Here is a 15,946-nt window from a genome sequence, read left to right on the forward strand (position 1 = left end):
CGGGGCCCATCAGCCCGCCGCGGCGCGGGCGAACTGGGGCGCGTTCTGCACCCGGCCATCCCCGTGCGGCAGATAGGGATAGAGCAGGCTCCCCGCGGCCTGCAGCAATTCGAACTGGGCGGACGCCAGCCCCTGCTCCACCAGATCGAAATGGCACAGCGTGCCGTACAGGCCGCCGCGGTGATCGGTCACCGGCACGCCGTGGTAGGCCACCACCACCCCGCGGAACGAGCTGGCCAGCAGCCGCTCGTCGTGCATCGAGTTGTCCACCAGCAGCGAGCCATCGCGCAGCACGAACTGGCAAAAGCTGTTGTCCAGCGCCACCACGGCCAGCGCCTCGGGCCGGATCTGGTGCTGCTTGTCGTAGAGAAAGACGTTGATGAGCTGCGACTCGATCACCTGGAAGATGCCGGTGTACCGATGCGGCACACCGCGGTTGAGGGCCTCCATGGCGGGAGAGAGTCCCTCCGCCAGGAGCAGGGCGTGGAACTGTGGAGGCGTCATCGGTGAAATCATTGCGGAGGCATTTTAGAGCGGCGCACCGCCCGGGGCGCGTTGCCACTGCGGAAATGCGGCGCTCCCATGGCCTGTGGCCCCGCGCCGGGCGCGATCTTCTTTTGCGGAGGTCTCAGCACGGCGGGGAAAAGCTGCCACGGCCACGCCTTTACAATCGCCCGTCCTCCTCGTAGTTCAATGGATAGAACGAGTGCCTCCTAAGCGCTAGATACAGGTTCGATTCCTGTCGAGGGGACCAGATTTCCTTCCTTTAGCGCAATGGCTTTTCGCCTCGTCCTTGCTGCCGCCGCCTGTGCGCTGCCTCTTGCCGCGTCGGCTGAGGTGTATCGCTGCGGAAAAACGTACACCGATGAGCCATGCAAAGGCGCGAAGCTCATCGACACCTCGCCGATCATCAGCGATCCGAGTGGCCCGCGAACCAAGGAAATCTACCTCTGTCGCGCCCCCCAGGGCGGGTTGTACTGGACCGCCGAGCACTGCGCACAAAGAGGGTGGACCATCGAACGGATTCAGCGGGTGCCTGCCAACGTGTCGTGGAATGACCAAGTGGAGGCCGGCAGGCATCAGAAGGCGCAAGCCGAGGCAGCTGCAGCTGCGCCCATTCAAAGCCACGCCCTGCCAGCACCACAGCCCTCCCAGGCCAACAACGGCACATGCGCTGCGCTGGAAGAGCGGGTCAGGATGCTGGACAGCATGGGGCGGGCCGGCAGCCGGTACTACGACCTGGACTGGGTGAGGCGGGAGCGCAAGGATGCCAGGGATCAGCAGCACAGGCTCCGTTGCTGAGACGGGGTGCGCCATCGCCGAATTGACGGCGTGACGAGCGACCTCGCAAGAGGCACCGGCCTATCCTGGGAAGCCTTTGCACAAGCCTTTCGTTGAGCACGCGCCCGGTTCGAGCAAGCTGTTCACCTCATCCGTGCGCCGGCATTTCAATGGCGCCAGATGCTGCGTTGCCAGAACGCAGTGCCCCACAGCCCCCGTGAGAGGCCTCCCTCAGGACCAGACACGCGCTGCGCTCAGGCAGATCGCCGCCGATGCCATGCCAGCAGCCCCAGCAAGGCCGTCAGCATCGCCAAGCCGAAGTGCGACAGCGTGGGAATGGCGGCGGCACTCGCCGGCGCCGCGGCGATCACCGCCGGCCCGCCCGGATCGGAGATCGTGCCCACTGCCGGATCGGCGTCCCCCGGGCCGTTGTCCTCGATGTCGAAGGTCACCGTGTCCCCATTGATCTGGGCGCCCGGCCATTCGAACCACTCCGACTGCGCCGCGCCCGCGGTGCGCGGGCCGTACTTCATGAAGCGGCTGCCCGCTGCCAGCGCCTGCGGGTACTTCAACGTCACGGTGACCTTGCCCGCGCAGGTGGTGGTCACGAAGCGGAAGACGCCTTGGGGAAACTGCGCGCCCGCGGGGCGGCTGGATGGCACCTCGAACGCGGTCTGCGCGGTGTCGAACGTGCAACCGCTCACGCCGGTCAGCGACGCGGTGATCTGCCCACTGCCGGCGGGCGAAGCGCCGGTGAACGAGTCCTCGACGCTCGGCAGGCGCACCACCAGATGCAGGGTCGATTCCTTCTGGATGTTGTAGTCCGAGAGGGTTCGGCCGTCTTCCAGTTGCTTGCCCGCAAAGATCAGCCGCTGCTGCTCGGGCGCAATGCCTTCCTGGTCCTGGATCTTGGCCTTCACGTTCTCAATCGAGTCGCTGGGCTCCACGTCCAGAGCGATGGTCCTTCCGGAGACGGTTTTCACGAAGATCTGCATGGCCCACGCGCCCTGCGAGAGGGCGGCGAGCGCAATGAATAGGGCCCATCGGGCAGCCCATCTCCGAATATCCAGAAAGGGGGGAACAGGCGGGGAGAACGCAAAAACCATGGATCAACTGGCAGCAGGTCGAAAAAGACCCGGGATCATGCGTTTCTGACGGGTTTCTTACAAGCGTTCCAGCCCTGGATCTGCGGAAAGTCGCGTTTTTTTAGGGGGCTTGCGCCAGCCAGCCGTCGATCACCCGGGGCAGGCCGCCGCCGGTGAGCGGACGCAGCGCATGGCGGCGAGCCGGAGTTTCCAGGGACGGTCGGTCCAAGGCATGCGGGGTCAGCGCCCGCAGACCGCGTCTCAACGGCTGAGCATCGCGACGACCGCGACGATGCCGAGCACCACCACCGCCACCGCCCGCGCGGCCCAGCCGCCCAGGCTGGCGGCGGTCATCCCGGCAATGCCGGCTTTCACGGTACCGGCGTGGCGGCCCTCGTGGGTGCCGGATTCAAAGGCAGAGCGCCTGCTGATGGCGGGTGCCTGCGGATGGCCGCAGCCGGGGCAAGCGGTTGCCTGATCGGAAATCTGTCGGTTGCATTCGGGGCATGGAACGAGTGCCATGGGTTTTCTTCTCCTGGTGCATGGATGGAACGATGGCCACAACCTGCCTGTGACAGTCGCACCATAGCCCGGCCCTTGCCCTCGGCTGTTTCGAAATGCGTCGAAGCCGCGCGGCACCGACCGCGTCAAGGCGAGCCTTGCAGCTCCCAACGGCTGCCATCGGCAAAAGACAGCCTGAGCCTCAAGGTGCCACCGGCTGCGGTGTACAGGCTATATCGGCGAATTTGCGACAACTGCCGATTGGCCCAGGCCTCCATCTGCATCAGGGGCTGATCGCCGCACGCAGCCATCGTCTGGAAAACTGGCTCGGCACGAATGCCGCCATCCTCGGCCCACCACCGGTATCGGAATGTCGACCCGTTGCACACGCGCAGGCCAAAAAGCCCGGCACCTGGAAAGCTCAACCGTACCGATGGGCCGGAATTGCCCATGCCGGTCTTTGGCCAATCGTGCCGCTCTGTGCCATCAGGGCCGAAGATCGAGACCAGGCCCCATTCAGCGTTACCCAGCGTGCCGAGGTAGAAGTTTTCGCGAGCTGGCTCTGCCTCCCGCTGAGGGGGCGAGGCCATCGCGCCACTCGCTATCAGAGCGAGCGCAGCACCAGCGATGAGCGCGAGCACCCTAGCGGGCCCCGCCCAACTTCTCGAAATCCGCATCCAGCCGCGCCAGCGACGCCGCGATCTGCGCGCGCCGGGCCTTGATCCAGCCGTCCTGCTCGGCCACGCGCTGGGAGGCCTCGCGCAGCATGCGGTCCATTTCGGCGGGCTGCGGGCCGCCGGCGGTCTGGCGGTTCCTGACGATCGCCACGGGGTCGAGCGTGGAACGGAACTCGGCCTCGGACAGGGGCAGCACCTGTGCAAACTCCGTTCCCTTCACCGTCTCGGCGTAGATGCGTTGCGCCTGCGCATACGGAAACGCGAGGGGCTTGATGTCCTTGGCCTTGGCGTATTCCACGACCTCCGAGGCGAAATGGTGGCCGACGCGGAAGGGCAGCTTGTATTGGCGCATCAGCACATCGGCCAGTTCCTGCGATGCGGTCCAATCGCTGTTGAGCTCCTCCAGCGCACGCTGGGGATCGATCACCAGGTTGTTGAGGATGCGCGTCCAGTTGTTCAGTACGCCGACCGCCGCCTGCACCATCGCGGCGTTGGTGCGGACCTCCTTGGGGTCGCTCATGCCGGGGGGGATGTTGTGCGCCTGCAATGCGGGGCCCATGCCCAGGTTGAGCGCGGTGGATGCGTCGCGGCGGGTGCTGTTGAGCAGGCCGGGATTGCGCTTTTGCGGCATGGCGCTGGAGACATACGTGTTGCCGCCGCCTTCCTGCAGCAGGATCCAGGGGCGCGGCTGGGCGTATTGGGTCATCACGTCTTCGATGAAGCTGCCGGCATGCAGGGCGATGGCCATGACGATGGCGCCGGCCTCCACGGGCTGGTCCACGGCGGAGATCTGCGCGGCGTCGTACGCGTTGTCCACCGTGGCGGAAAAGCCCAGGTAGTCCGCCATGCGCTGGCGGTTCAATGGCCAACTGGTGCCGTTGAGCACCGTGGTGCCCATGGGCGAGCGGTCCATGCGGGCATAGGCTTCGCGGATGCGCTGGGCGTCGCGCTCCAGCCCGGCGGCGATGCCCAGCAGATAGTGGCCGTAGCTGTTGGGCTGGGCCGCCACGCCGTTGGTGTAGTTGGGCACCACGGTGGCCCGGTGCTTGCCGGCGAGTTCGATCAGGGTGGCGGTGGTTTGGCTGAGCGCCTCGGCCAGGTGGAGCATTTCATCGCGCAGGATGGCGGACCGCTCGGTGGCCAGCATGTCCTGGCTCGATCGGCCGGCGTGCAGCAGCGTGATCTGGGGGCCGGCGGCCTCGATCAGCAACGGCTCGAAGGTGATGACCAATGAGGGCCGCTTGCCGCCCGGCTTGTCGCCGTTGGCCAGCACCTGGGTGATGCCTTTGTAGACGAGGGGCGACAGCGATTTGTCGAGCAGGCCTTCGTCGGTGTTGATGACGGCGGTGGCCTTGTTGATCTCGCCGAGCCAGAAAAAATCGTCGTGCTTTTTGGCGGGGGTCTGGGCGCCCGCGTGGGGCACGAGGGCCGCCAGGGAAAGGGCGGCGGCAATGGCGAGTCGGGTGGGTTTCATGGGCATGGCCTGTTGTCTCTGTAATGGGTTCGTTCCACCGGCGCGGGTGGCCGTGGCGATGATGGGCGCGCTGGTTCAGTGCTCAATACACGCCGTAGCGGTACGCAAAGTACAGGGCGGCGAGGGTGCCGACGACGGCGAGGACGGTCATTGCTTTGCGCATGGGAACTCCGCGGGGGAAAAGGCCATGGTAGCCGCCCCGGCGCCGCCACCCGCCATCGGCGTCAGCGGCCGTGCAGGCCCTGCGGCGCACCGCTCGGCCGCGCAGCGCGCCGCTGTAGCAGCGCCCGCACCATCACCCCCACCACCAGCGCGTTGACCACGAAAATGCCCGCGTGCAGCGCATTGCTGTGGTGCAGAAAACCGATGAACTCGAACGGCAGGTAGATCGCCCCGCTGCCCGCGGCCAGCACCTCGGCCCAGGGGCGTTCCTTGAAGAGGCCGTACGCCTCCACCAGCCGCAGCGCGGCATACGCGGCAGCGCCCAGGGCCAGCAGCATGAGCCGGGAGTCCTGCACGTTGCGGGCCGCATCCAGAAAAATCTGCGGGTATCTGGCTGCGGGGTTGAGGTGCGCATGCTCGATGAGCCGCACGGCGATGGCGTAGATGTCCCGGTGTGCCAGCGACAGCAGCCCGGTGGCAGCGGCCAGGACGAGCAGGCCCTTGAAAGCTTCGAGGAACGCGACGAGACGGACGGCCTGGTTCATGAAAAACGCCTCCCACGCGAACGGCGTGGATGGATGCATGGTGAATGGGTGACGAAGGCGGACGGGCACCAGGCCGATTGTCGGCCCTGCCGGCACGCGCGCCGCCGACCCCACCGCGCAGCCGGGGCCCCGGCCTACAATCCGGCGGCCCACCCCGACGATCCGATGGCGCTGCTCCACGAACGCGGATCTGGGTCAAAAAGGTCTCCAGCGCAATCAACCTCCCGGCATAGTGCTATCAAAAATGAAGCAACCGACTTCCATCGCCCTGCTGCACGCCCTGCGTGCGCTGCGCCGTTGGGTGTTGATGGGCTTCATGGCGGCGATGGCGGTGGCCACGGCCTCGCCGCTGGTGCATGCGCGGGCGATGGAGTGGGTCTGCTCCACGTCCGGCATGGTCAAGGTCTATGTGCAGACCGACGACGGGCCGGTGGAGATGGGGCAGACGGCCATGGACTGCCCCCTGTGCATTCCCCACGGCGCGCCGCCCCCGGTGGTGGCGGTGCAAACCCTGCCGCAGCCGCTGCCGCTAGGGCATGCCATGCAGGCAATTGCGGCGGCGCGCATCGCGGCCGCCACGGCCGCGCCATTGCCTGCGCGCGGGCCCCCGGTCTTTCAGCACACCTGAGCCTCGCCGGCTCCCTGCGTTCGCCGCAGCGCGGCCATCCGCCCGTGGGCGGGTGACTGCCGCCCCGCGCGAACGCATTTCCCCTCCCCTTTGCTGATCCGGCCCGCCGGGCGCACTGCCGTACCGCCGCCACTGCGCGGCGGGCGGCGCGCGCCGGGTGCGGGCGATCCGCGTGCTGATCGATGCCATGACCACGACTTCCTTTTTTTCCTCCGCCCTGCCCGCGCCACCACTGCAGCCGCAGCCGATTTCGGCCCGAACACCGCGCAAGGCACGCTCGCCGCTGGCCCACGCGGTGCTGGCGGCGCTGGCCGGTTTCGGGCCCGCCGCCGCCCCGGCGCAGGACGCGCCCCTGTCGTCCGTGCCCACGCTGGCGCCGGTGACCGTCTCGGGCACACCGGCCGAGCCCCTGGGCCGGCTGAACCTGGACACCCCCGCCGAGACCGGCAGCCGCCTGGGCCTCACGCCGCGCGAGACGCCCGCCTCGGTCACCGTGGTGGACCGCGCCTCCATCGAAGCCCGTGGCGCGCAGGACACGCAGGAGATCCTGCGGGCGATCCCCGGCGTGACCGCGCACAACGCGCCGGGCTCGATGGCGGCCAGCTACCGGGGCTTCAGCAACAACTCGGTCACGCAGCTGTACAACGGCATCACGGTGCAATACGGCAGCGCCACGCGCGCGGTGGACAGCTGGATCTACGACCGGGTGGAGGCCGTCGGCGGCGCGTCGAGCTTCCTGTACGGCGCGGGGGCCGTGGGCGGCTCGCTCAACTACATCACCAAGACGCCCGACCGCAGCGGCGACTTCGCGGAAGGCCGGCTGCGCGCGGGCTCGTACGGGCTCAAGGAAGCCTCGGTGGGCCTCAACCGCCGCATCGCGGGGCCGCAGGACGGCGGCGCAGGTCCGAGCCACTTCGCGCGCATCGACGTGAACCACCGCGACGCCGGCAGCTGGACCGCGGGCACGCAGACCCGGTCCACGCAGCTGGCCGCATCGCTGCTGTCCGACCTGGGCGGCGGCTTCACGCACCTGCTGGCGTACGAGTACCAGAAGGACGCGGTGGACCGCCCCTACTGGGGCACGCCGGTGCTCAACCCCGCCGTGGGCGCACTGCGCATCGATCCCGGGACGCGCTTTACCAACTACAACAGCAGCGACGGCACGTACGCCCACCGCGTGCAGTGGCTGCGCTCGGTGGCGCAGTGGCGCGTGTCCGACGCCCTGCAGTGGCGCAACACGCTCTATGCCTACGACGCGCTGCGCGACTACCGCAACGTGGAGACCTACCAGTTCAACGCGGCCAACACGCAGGTCTCGCGCGGCAGCGCTTATTTGCAGCGGCACGACCAGCAACTGGTGGGCAACCGCACCGAAGCCACCTGGCACGGCACGCTGGCCGGCCGGCCGAGCGACTGGGCCTTCGGCCTGGACGTGAGCGTGAACCGGCAGACGCGCTTTCCCAACAGCCTGGCCGGCACGGTGAGCACGGTGGACCCGTACCGCTTCACGACCGAGCGGTTCTTCGACATTCCCGGCATGGCCCCCGGCTTTCGCGCCGACCGCGACAACCGCGTGCAGACCACCGCGGTGTTCGTGGAGAACCGCACGGCCCTGGTGCCCGGCGTGAACCTGGTGACGGCGCTGCGGCAGGAGCGCATCGCGCTGGACCTGACCAACCGCCGCGCCGTCACCGCCACCAGCCCCGCCACGTTCGAGCGCAGCTACACGCCCACCACCGGCCGCCTGGGCGTGGTGTGGGACGTGGCCCCCGGCGCCAACGTGTACGCCCAGTACGCCACGGCGAGCGACCCGCCGTCGGGCTCGCTGTCCACGGCCTCGTTCGCCGACGTCGCCAACAACAGCGCGCTCACCACGGGCCGGCAGCTGGAAGCGGGCGCCAAGTTCGACTTCTGGGGCGGACGGGGCACGGCCACAGTGGCGGCGTTCCAGATCACGCGGCGCAACATCGCCTCGCAGGACCCCAACAACCCCGCGTTCACCGTGCTGGTGGGCGAGCAGTCGTCGCGCGGCGCGGAGGTCGCCGTGGGCCTGCGCCTGACCGACCGATGGCATTTGCAGGCCAACGCGATGCGCACCCGCGCCCGCTACGAGCAGTTCGTGCAGGGCGGCGTGTCGCTGGCCGGCCGCACGCCCACCAACACGCCCGAGAGCGTGGCCAACCTGTGGCTGGGCTATGCGGTCACGCCCGCGCTGCAGGCCACGGCGGGGGCGCGGCGCGTGGGGAGCATCTCTGCGGACGCGGCCAACACGCAGTATTGGCCCTCGTACACGCTGCTGGACCTGGGGCTGTCGTGGAAGCTCTCGCCCACCGCCACGCTCTCGGGCCACCTGCGCAACGCCACCGACCGCCTCTACGCGGCCGAAGCGCGCAGCGCGCAGGTGTACCTGGGCGCACCGCGCACGGTGGACGTGTCGCTGCAGGTGGCGTTCTGAACGCCGACGGGGAAACGCACCATGGACTGGACCCGCCCTGTGCGCGCCAAGCGCTGGCTGTTTCTCACCCACCGCTGGCTGGGGGTGCTGCTGTGCGGCTTCTTCGCCATGTGGTTCGTCTCCGGCATCGTGATGATGTACGTGGGCTACCCCCAGCTCACCGAGGCCGAGCGCACCGCCCACCTGCCGCCGCTGGGCGACGGCGCGGGCCTGCGGGAGCCCGCCGCCGCGCTGGCGCCCGCCGGCCTGGCGCTGGTGCCGCTGGCCGAGCTGCGCCTGGCGGTGGCCAGCGGCGGGCGCGCGGTGTACCTGGTCCGGCCCGAAGGGGCGCCACCCCGCTCGCCCGCCACGGTGATCGACGCGGCGACGGGCGAGGTGCTGCGCGCGGTGGACGCGCCACGCGCGCTGGCCAGCGCCGCGGCCTGGGCCGGCCCCCGCGTGGCCGCGGACTACGAGGGCACGCTGCAGGAAGATGCGTTCACCCATTCGCGCGGGCTGGACACGCACCGGCCGCTGCACCGCGTGCGGCTGCACGATGCGGACGGCACCGTGCTCTACGTGTCCGGCACCACGGGCGAGGTGGTGCGCGATGCGCCGCGCACCGAGCGCCTGTGGGGCTACGTGGGCACGTGGATCCACTGGCTCTACCCGCTGCGCGGCAACGCACTGCAACCCTACTGGAGCGCCACGGTGAATACGCTCGCCGTGGCCGGCACGCTGGCGGCGCTGGCCGGCACCGTCGTGGGCCTGCAGCGCTGGCGCTTTCGCGGGCGCTACCGCAGCGGCGCGCGCACGCCCTACCCCACGCCCGCGATGCGCTGGCACCATGCGCTGGGACTGGTGTTTTCGGCGGCGACCATCGCGTGGATCTTCAGCGGCTTCATGTCGATGAACCCGTGGAAACTGTTCGACAGCGGCGCGCCGCCGCTGAATCTGGCGGCGCTGCAGGGCGGGCCGCTGGCCGTGGGCCCGCCGCAGGGCCCGCACCCGCCCGCGGCCTCGCTGGCCGCGCTGCTCGCCCCGACCGGCGGCGCCACGCGCGAACTGCGCTGGGTGCGCGCCACGGGCCGCACGCTGGTGCTGGCGCAGCCCGCCCAGGGCGCGCCCGAGGTGCTCGATGCCGCCACGGCCGCGCCCACCGCCATCGACGCCGCCGCGCTGCGCGAGGCCATCGCCCGCCTGGTGGTGGCGCCCCTGGTGCGCGTGGACACGCTGGCGCACTACGACCTGTACTACTACGCCCGCGCGCCCCACACCATGACGGGTGCGCCCGCCAAACCCCTGCCGGTGCTGCGCGCGGTGTTCGCCGACGAACACGCCACCTGGGTGCACGTGGACCCGCTCACCGGCGCCGTGCTGGGCCGCCTGGACGGCCACCGCCGCGCCAGCCGCTGGCTCTTCGCCATGCTGCACAGCTGGGACTGGGTGCCGCTGCTGGAGCGGCGCCCGCTGTGGGACGCGGTGATGCTGGTGCTGGGCCTGGGGGGCGCGGCGTTGAGCGCTACGGGCATGGTGATCGGCTGGCGGCGGCTGCGGCGCAAGGCGGGCCGGGCGTGAGCGCAAGACCGGCCGGCCCGGGCGCCCGCCGGGCGGTTTCGATATAAAAACCGCCTCATGCCCTAGTACTTATTGCCGATGAAGCTATAAAAACAATAGCAAAACACCGCTTTGCGGGAGCCCCGCGCCGGGCGAACGGCCGTCCTACAGCTGAAAGCCCACCGCCCGCACCACGCCCTCGCCGATGTCGCGCGGCCAGGACGGGCGCCGGGGCACATAGGGCCGCGCCAGGGCGATCTGGCGCGCGCACCAGTCCGAGAGCCACTGCACCTCGGCCGGGCCGTAGAAGGCCGTCATCGCCTCGTAGTTGAGGAACAGGCTGCGCGCGTCGAGGTTGAGCGAGCCGGACAGGGCCAGGTCGTCGTCGATCAGCACGGCCTTGGCGTGCACCATGCCCGGTGCGAGCCACACCTCGGCACCGGCCTGGGCCAGTTCGCGCAGGGCGCGCTCGCGGGCCCAGTCGGCCAGGCGGTGGTTGGACCGCCAGGGCAACAGCAGGCTCACGCGCACGCCGCGGCGGCAGGCCATGCACCAGGCGTCCAGCAGCGCGTCGTCGGGCACGAAATACGGTGTCACCGCCACGATGCGCTCCTGCGCGTGGTAGGCGCCGGCCAGCAGCAGGGCATGCACGGTGTCGTCGGCGTGGTCCGGTCCGCTGGGCACCCACTGGGCCAACGGGCCATCTGGCGGGCCCGGCGGCAGCGGCTGGGGCAGCGCGGCGCGCACCAGGCGGCCGCTCGCGGTGCTCCAGTCGGCCTCGAACTGCGCGGCGGCCTGCAGGGCCAGGGGGCCGTGCACCTCGTAGCTCAGGTCGATCCAGGCCGGGTGGCCGGGCTGGTCGAGGAAGTATTCGCAGGCCAGGTTGCGTCCGCCGCTCCACAGCCGCTCGCCGTCGGCCACCACCAGCTTGCGGTGGTTGCGCAGGTTGGTGCGCCCGCGCATCGGGTTGTGCAGCATGGGCATGAAGCGGCGCACCTGCACGCCCTGCGCCTGCAGCGTTTTCACCAGCGCGCCGGGCGTGGCCAGGCTGCCCACCGCGTCCAGCAGCAGCCGCACGGCGACGCCGCGCTGCGCGCATTCGCCCAGGGCCCGCGCAACCTGCCGGCCCACCGGGTCGTCGCCGAAGACGAAGGTGCACACGTCCAGCCGGTGCCCCGCCGAGGCGATGGTCGCGAGCAGCGTGCGCAGGGCCTGCGTGCCGTCGGCGTGCAGCACGACGCGCGCGTTGCGCACCGCCGGCTCCAACTCCATGCTGGCCAGCAGCCGCGCGGCCCAGGGCGGGCCGGCGGGCTGCGCGGCGGCCGCGGCGGTCTCCTGCTGCGCCTTGCGCGGACGGCGCAGGGGCCGCGCGAACTTGCGGACGCCGAACAGCACGAACAGCGGCACCGCCACGTACGGAAAGGCCACGATGGCCAGCACCCAGGCCACCGCGGCGGAGGGGTGGCGCCGCTGCCGCCCGATGCGCGTGCCCATCACATAGATCAGCAGGCCCACCGCCACGAACACCGCGTGGCCCAGGCCCGAGAGGACGGCGAAGCCGGTCAAGCGCCGTCCCCGGCCGATGGCGCCTGCGGGGCCGGCGCGGAGGGTGCGGCCCCCGCCAGCGCATCGAACCGCACCGACACCCGCAAGCCCCCAAGGCGCGGCGAGCCCTCCAGGGCAACCTGCGCCTGGTGCATGCGCGCGATGGACTGCACGATCGCCAGGCCCAGCCCGCTGCCCGGCACCTGCGCACCGCCCTCGGCCGCCTGCGGCGCGCGGTAGAACCGGCCCAGCACGCGCTCGCGGTCGCCTTCGCCGATGCCCGGGCCGCTGTCGTCCACCACCAGGGTGACGGCGCCGCCCGCTTCCGCGCCGTTCGCGGACGCATCCGCGATCACATGCACGTCCACCACGCCGCCGTCGGGCGTGTACTTGACCGCGTTGTCCACCAGGTTGCGCAGCAGGATGCGCAGGGCCTCGGCATGGCCCGCAATGGGGGTGGCATCCGCCCGGGCCAGGCCCAGGTCGATGCCGCGCTGCTGGGCGGCGGGCGCCGCATCGGCCACGGCCTGCAGCGCCAGGTCGGCCAGCACCACGGGCTGCGCGGGCGCCCCGGCGGCCACGCTGGATTCCTGCCGCGCCAGGGCCAGCAGTTGCTCGACCAGCCGCGTGGCCCGGTCGATGCCGGCCGACAGGCGGGCCACGGCCACGCCGCGCGCCTCGGCATCGGGCGCGCGCAGCAGCCCTTGTGCCTGCAGCTTGAGCGCGGCCAGGGGCGAGCGCAGCTCGTGCGCCGCATCGGCCACGAAGTGCTGCTGCGCCTCGAAAGCCCGCTGCACCCGCGCGAACAGCAGGTTCAGCTCGTCCACCAGCGGCTGCACCTCGGCGGGCAGCGCATCGCCGTCGACGGGCGACAGGTCGTCCGCCTGGCGCTGCGCCACCTCGCGGCGCACGCGCTCCACCGGCGCGAGCGAGCCGCTCACCACCCACCACACGGCCAGCGCCAGCAGCGGCGCCATGAGCGCGATGGGCCCGGCCGTGCGCAGGGCCAGGTCGCGCGCCATCGCCTTGCGCACGGCCATGTCCTGCGCCACCTGAATGACCTGGGAGCGCGTCTGCACCGAAAACACGCGGTAGGTGGTGCCGTGCGCCTTCACCTTGGAAAAGCCCAGCACCGCGCGCTGCGGCAGGGCAGCGCCCACGGCGGACTCGAACACGCGCAAGCCTTCGGCCGACCAGACCTGCACGACGAACTCGTAGTTCTCGTCGTCGTGCACCAGCGGCCCGGGCGCGTTCGCCGGCACCTCCGGCAGGCCGGGCCGCAGGGCCATCGCCATCTGCTCCATGTGGTAGTCGAAGATCTCGTCGGCCTCGGACAGCGCCGAGCGGTACGACAGGAGGATCTGCAGCAGCGCCGTGCACACGATCGCCGCCAGCAGGAACCACAGCAGCCGCGCGCGCAGCGAATGCGCCGGTGCGCCCGCGCGCGGCGCCGGCCCGCCGGGGCCCGGGGGCTGGCTGTGGGGCGGGTCCTGGGCGGCGGGCGGCATCATGCCTTGGGCACCATGTAGCCCACGCCGCGCACGTTCAGCACCAGTTCGGCGCCCAGCTTCTTGCGCAGGCCGTGCACATACACCTCCACGGCGTTGCTGCTGATCTCGTCCTTCCAGCCGTAGAGCTTTTCCTCGAGCTGGGTGCGCGACAGCACCATGCCCGGGCGCGCCAGCAGCGGCTCCAGCACGGCCCATTCGCGCGCCGACAGCACCACGGGCGCGCCGTTCACCGTCACCTCGCGCGTGGCCGGCAAAATCCGCACGCCCTTGTGCTCGTAGGCCGGCTCGGCCCGCCCGGCCGCGCGCCGCGTGAGGGCACGGATGCGGGCCAGCAGTTCATCGAGTTCGTAGGGCTTGAGCACGTAGTCGTCGGCGCCGGCGTCCAGCCCCTCCACGCGCTGGGCCAGCGCATCGCGCGCGGTGGCCACCAGCACCGGGGTGCGGTCCTTGCGCGCGCGCAGGTCGCGCAGCACCGCCAGGCCGTCGCGCCGGGGCAGGCCCAGGTCCAGCAGCACGAGGTCGTAGGTCTGCGTGCGCAGGGCGGTGTCGGCCATCTCGCCGTCGCGCACCCAGTCCACCGCGTAATGCTCGGCGCGCAGCAGATCGTGCACGGCCTCTCCGATCATGGTGTCGTCTTCCACGAGCAGCAGGCGCATGGGGCGGCCCTCCTCTTCTTTTCAGGTCTCAAACGCCACCGCGCCGGCGGCGGCTGCGGCAATCGCAGCGCCAGCGGCGCGGGTGCGTGGGGGTTGCGAACAGGCGGCGGCGTCCATGGCCGCCAAGCATAGCGGCTGGCCCAATGCCGCCACGCAGGACGGGGCTTCAGCCCAGCGGCACCGGCACGAAGATCTTGTCGCCGTCGCGCTGGATGAGCAGGGCCACCGACTTGCCCGCCTTGGCCATCGCCTCGCGCACCTGCTCCACGCCCCGCGCCGGCGTGCCGTTGATGGCCAGCAGCACGTCGCCGGGCTGCACGCCGGCCAGTGCGGCGGGGCCGCGGGCATCCTCCACCAGCAGGCCGCCGTCCACGCCGGCATCGCGGCGCTCCTGCGGCTGCAAGGGCCGCAGCGCCAGGCCCAGCCGGCCCTTGCCGCTCGACTTTTCCGAACTGGCGATCTTGGTGGCCTTCTCGCTCGCATCGCCCAGCGTGGCGGTGAACTCCTCGCGCTTGCCATGGCGCCACACCTCCAGCCGCGCCTGCGTGCCGGGTGCCGCCTGGCCCACGATGGCCGGCAGGTCGCCCGAGGCCACGATGGGCTGCCCGTTCACGCTGCGGATCACGTCGCCTGACTTCAGGCCCGCCTTGTCGGCCGGGCCGCCCTCTTCCACGCCGGCCACCAGCGCCCCTTCGGGCTTGTCGAGCTGGAACGAATCGGCAAAGGCCTGGTTCACCTCCTGCACCGACACGCCCAGGCGCGCGTGGCTGGCCTTGCCCGTGGCCAGGATCTGGTCCTTGACCTTGGCGGCCACCTCGATCGGGATGGAGAACGACACGCCCTGGTAGCCGCCCGAGCGGCTGTAGATCTGCGAATTGATGCCCACCACCTCGCCGCGCGCATTGAACAGCGGGCCGCCCGAGTTGCCGGGGTTCACCGCCACGTCGGTCTGGATGAAGGGCACGTAGCTGTCGTCGGGCAGCGAGCGCCCCTTGGCGCTCACCACGCCGGCCGTCACGCTGTTTTCGAAGCCGAAGGGCGAACCGATGGCCAGCACCCACTCGCCCACCGCCAGGTTGCGCGTGCTGCCCAGCTGCACCACGGGCAGGTCCTTCGCGTCGATCTTGAGCACCGCGATGTCGGTCTTGGGGTCGGAGCCCAGCACCTTGGCCCGGAACTCGCGCCGGTCGGTCAGCTTCACGGTGACCATGTTGGCGCCCTTGACCACGTGGGCGTTGGTGAGGATCACGCCATCGGCGCTCACGATGAAGCCCGATCCCTCGCCCCGCGTGGGCACCTCGCGCTGGCGGCCGGGGGCCTGCAGGCCCGGCGGCACCATGCCGAAACGGCGGAAGAACTCGAACATCGGATCGTTGGGGTCGATGCCCTGCGCGCCGCTGCGCGGGTGGGCCGCGGTCTCGTCATCGTCGTCGTCCGAATCGGTCATGGACGTCTTGGTGGTACCGCTCACGCTGATGTTGACCACCGCCGGACCGTTGCGCGCCGTGATCTGCGCGAAGTCCGGCGCCGTCACGCCGCCCGTGGACGGCATGGCCGCCGGCTGCACCGCGGCAGGCGGCATGGCGGCGCGGCTGGAATGCATGTTGGTCACCAGCCCCGCGCCGGTGGCCCCGATGGCGCCGGCAGTGAGCAGGGCCAGGGTCAGGCGGCGGGGGGTCGATAGAACGGAGTTCATGGCAATCCTTTCGTTGGGTCGTTGCATGGGGGGCAGTTTGGGCAACGAGACTTAGGTGTGGCTTAGGGGCATCCGGGGGCTGGCGATGCAGGCCCGGTGCGGCGCAGTTCAGTCGTTGGACGTGACCGAGAAGGCGCACCAAAGGGAAATCCCGCAGGCGGCCCGCCACACACAACCGCCACAATGCCCCCGCC

Annotated in this window: 14 protein-coding genes and 1 tRNA gene; 5 read left to right on the forward strand and 10 right to left on the reverse strand. The window is 70.7% G+C overall.

All coding sequences use genetic code 11. The annotated features are described in order from the left end of the window. Window positions 1-9: 9 nt before the first annotated feature. Window positions 10-504: a guanylate cyclase gene (locus AVME950_RS08155; RefSeq protein ID WP_284429386.1), complete on the reverse strand. Its 495-nt coding sequence runs from the start codon at window positions 502-504 to the stop codon at window positions 10-12. 175 nt (window positions 505-679) lie between these two features. On the opposite strand from AVME950_RS08155, the gene AVME950_RS08160 reads away from it, so the two are divergent. Together AVME950_RS08160 and AVME950_RS08165 are read left to right on the forward strand one after the other, a co-directional pair. After that, window positions 680-754, forward strand: a tRNA-Arg gene (locus AVME950_RS08160). 20 nt (window positions 755-774) lie between these two features. Beyond that, entirely contained in the window at window positions 775-1,302 is a 528-nt protein-coding gene (locus tag AVME950_RS08165; RefSeq protein WP_284429387.1) for a hypothetical protein, read from the forward strand. A gap of 233 nt (window positions 1,303-1,535) precedes the next feature. Here the strand turns inward: AVME950_RS08165 and AVME950_RS08170 are convergent, their stop codons facing one another. The 5 genes from AVME950_RS08170 to AVME950_RS08190 form a co-directional block, all read right to left on the reverse strand. Continuing rightward, window positions 1,536-2,264, reverse strand: coding sequence for an IPTL-CTERM sorting domain-containing protein (locus AVME950_RS08170; RefSeq protein WP_284429388.1), 729 nt, complete (start codon window positions 2,262-2,264; stop codon window positions 1,536-1,538). Window positions 2,265-2,627: 363 nt separating this feature from the next. Further along, window positions 2,628-2,888, reverse strand: coding sequence for a hypothetical protein (locus tag AVME950_RS08175; protein ID WP_284405358.1), 261 nt, complete (start codon window positions 2,886-2,888; stop codon window positions 2,628-2,630). A gap of 125 nt (window positions 2,889-3,013) precedes the next feature. Beyond that, on the reverse strand, window positions 3,014-3,457 hold the full coding sequence (locus AVME950_RS08180; protein WP_284429389.1) for an META domain-containing protein: 444 nt from the start codon (window positions 3,455-3,457) through the stop codon (window positions 3,014-3,016). Between the two features lie 52 nt (window positions 3,458-3,509). Then, window positions 3,510-5,024, reverse strand: coding sequence for a lyase family protein (locus tag AVME950_RS08185; protein ID WP_284429390.1), 1,515 nt, complete (start codon window positions 5,022-5,024; stop codon window positions 3,510-3,512). 218 nt (window positions 5,025-5,242) lie between these two features. Continuing rightward, a complete protein-coding gene (locus AVME950_RS08190; protein ID WP_284429391.1) occupies window positions 5,243-5,764 on the reverse strand; it encodes a DUF2127 domain-containing protein in 522 nt (173 codons plus the stop codon). Window positions 5,765-5,969: 205 nt separating this feature from the next. On the opposite strand from AVME950_RS08190, the gene AVME950_RS08195 reads away from it, so the two are divergent. From AVME950_RS08195 to AVME950_RS08205, 3 genes are all read left to right on the forward strand, one after another. Then, window positions 5,970-6,353, forward strand: coding sequence for a DUF2946 family protein (locus AVME950_RS08195; protein WP_284429392.1), 384 nt, complete (start codon window positions 5,970-5,972; stop codon window positions 6,351-6,353). Between the two features lie 187 nt (window positions 6,354-6,540). Continuing rightward, window positions 6,541-8,808 (forward strand): TonB-dependent receptor, encoded by a 2,268-nt coding sequence (locus tag AVME950_RS08200; protein WP_284429393.1) that lies wholly within the window; start codon window positions 6,541-6,543, stop codon window positions 8,806-8,808. Window positions 8,809-8,829: 21 nt separating this feature from the next. Further along, on the forward strand, window positions 8,830-10,365 hold the full coding sequence (locus AVME950_RS08205; protein WP_284429394.1) for a PepSY domain-containing protein: 1,536 nt from the start codon (window positions 8,830-8,832) through the stop codon (window positions 10,363-10,365). Window positions 10,366-10,509: 144 nt separating this feature from the next. On the opposite strand, the gene AVME950_RS08210 is transcribed toward AVME950_RS08205, so the two are convergent. From AVME950_RS08210 to AVME950_RS08225, 4 genes are all read right to left on the reverse strand, one after another. Then, entirely contained in the window at window positions 10,510-11,910 is a 1,401-nt protein-coding gene (locus AVME950_RS08210) for a phospholipase D-like domain-containing protein (RefSeq protein WP_284429395.1), read from the reverse strand. Then, window positions 11,907-13,397: an ATP-binding protein gene (locus tag AVME950_RS08215; protein ID WP_502869387.1), complete on the reverse strand. Its 1,491-nt coding sequence runs from the start codon at window positions 13,395-13,397 to the stop codon at window positions 11,907-11,909. The genes AVME950_RS08210 and AVME950_RS08215 overlap by 4 nt, the downstream gene beginning before the upstream one ends. Then, window positions 13,397-14,056 (reverse strand): response regulator transcription factor, encoded by a 660-nt coding sequence (locus AVME950_RS08220; protein WP_272565085.1) that lies wholly within the window; start codon window positions 14,054-14,056, stop codon window positions 13,397-13,399. Before AVME950_RS08220 ends, AVME950_RS08215 begins: the two co-directional genes overlap by 1 nt. A 166-nt stretch (window positions 14,057-14,222) precedes the next feature. Then, complete coding sequence (locus AVME950_RS08225) at window positions 14,223-15,752, reverse strand: DegQ family serine endoprotease (RefSeq protein ID WP_284429397.1); 1,530 nt, start codon at window positions 15,750-15,752, stop codon at window positions 14,223-14,225. Window positions 15,753-15,946: the final 194 nt, after the last annotated feature.

Origin of the sequence: Acidovorax sp. SUPP950 (genome assembly GCF_030158935.1) — a bacterium.
Classification (GTDB): domain Bacteria; phylum Pseudomonadota; class Gammaproteobacteria; order Burkholderiales; family Burkholderiaceae_C; genus Paracidovorax.

What these genes read in the sequence shown, in the direction of transcription:
- AVME950_RS08225 (WP_284429397.1), bottom strand. Translation starts at nt 15,752, where the DNA reads ATGAACTCCGTTCTATCGACCCCCCGCCGCCTGACCCTGGCCCTGCTC.
- AVME950_RS08200 (WP_284429393.1), top strand. Translation starts at nt 6,541, where the DNA reads ATGACCACGACTTCCTTTTTTTCCTCCGCCCTGCCCGCGCCACCACTG.
- AVME950_RS08195 (WP_284429392.1), top strand. Translation starts at nt 5,970, where the DNA reads ATGAAGCAACCGACTTCCATCGCCCTGCTGCACGCCCTGCGTGCGCTG.
- AVME950_RS08180 (WP_284429389.1), bottom strand. Translation starts at nt 3,457, where the DNA reads ATGGCCTCGCCCCCTCAGCGGGAGGCAGAGCCAGCTCGCGAAAACTTC.
- AVME950_RS08190 (WP_284429391.1), bottom strand. Translation starts at nt 5,764, where the DNA reads ATGCATCCATCCACGCCGTTCGCGTGGGAGGCGTTTTTCATGAACCAG.
- AVME950_RS08205 (WP_284429394.1), top strand. Translation starts at nt 8,830, where the DNA reads ATGGACTGGACCCGCCCTGTGCGCGCCAAGCGCTGGCTGTTTCTCACC.
- AVME950_RS08185 (WP_284429390.1), bottom strand. Translation starts at nt 5,024, where the DNA reads ATGCCCATGAAACCCACCCGACTCGCCATTGCCGCCGCCCTTTCCCTG.
- AVME950_RS08220 (WP_272565085.1), bottom strand. Translation starts at nt 14,056, where the DNA reads ATGCGCCTGCTGCTCGTGGAAGACGACACCATGATCGGAGAGGCCGTG.
- AVME950_RS08155 (WP_284429386.1), bottom strand. Translation starts at nt 504, where the DNA reads ATGACGCCTCCACAGTTCCACGCCCTGCTCCTGGCGGAGGGACTCTCT.
- AVME950_RS08165 (WP_284429387.1), top strand. Translation starts at nt 775, where the DNA reads ATGGCTTTTCGCCTCGTCCTTGCTGCCGCCGCCTGTGCGCTGCCTCTT.
- AVME950_RS08215 (WP_502869387.1), bottom strand. Translation starts at nt 13,397, where the DNA reads ATGCCGCCCGCCGCCCAGGACCCGCCCCACAGCCAGCCCCCGGGCCCC.
- AVME950_RS08175 (WP_284405358.1), bottom strand. Translation starts at nt 2,888, where the DNA reads ATGGCACTCGTTCCATGCCCCGAATGCAACCGACAGATTTCCGATCAG.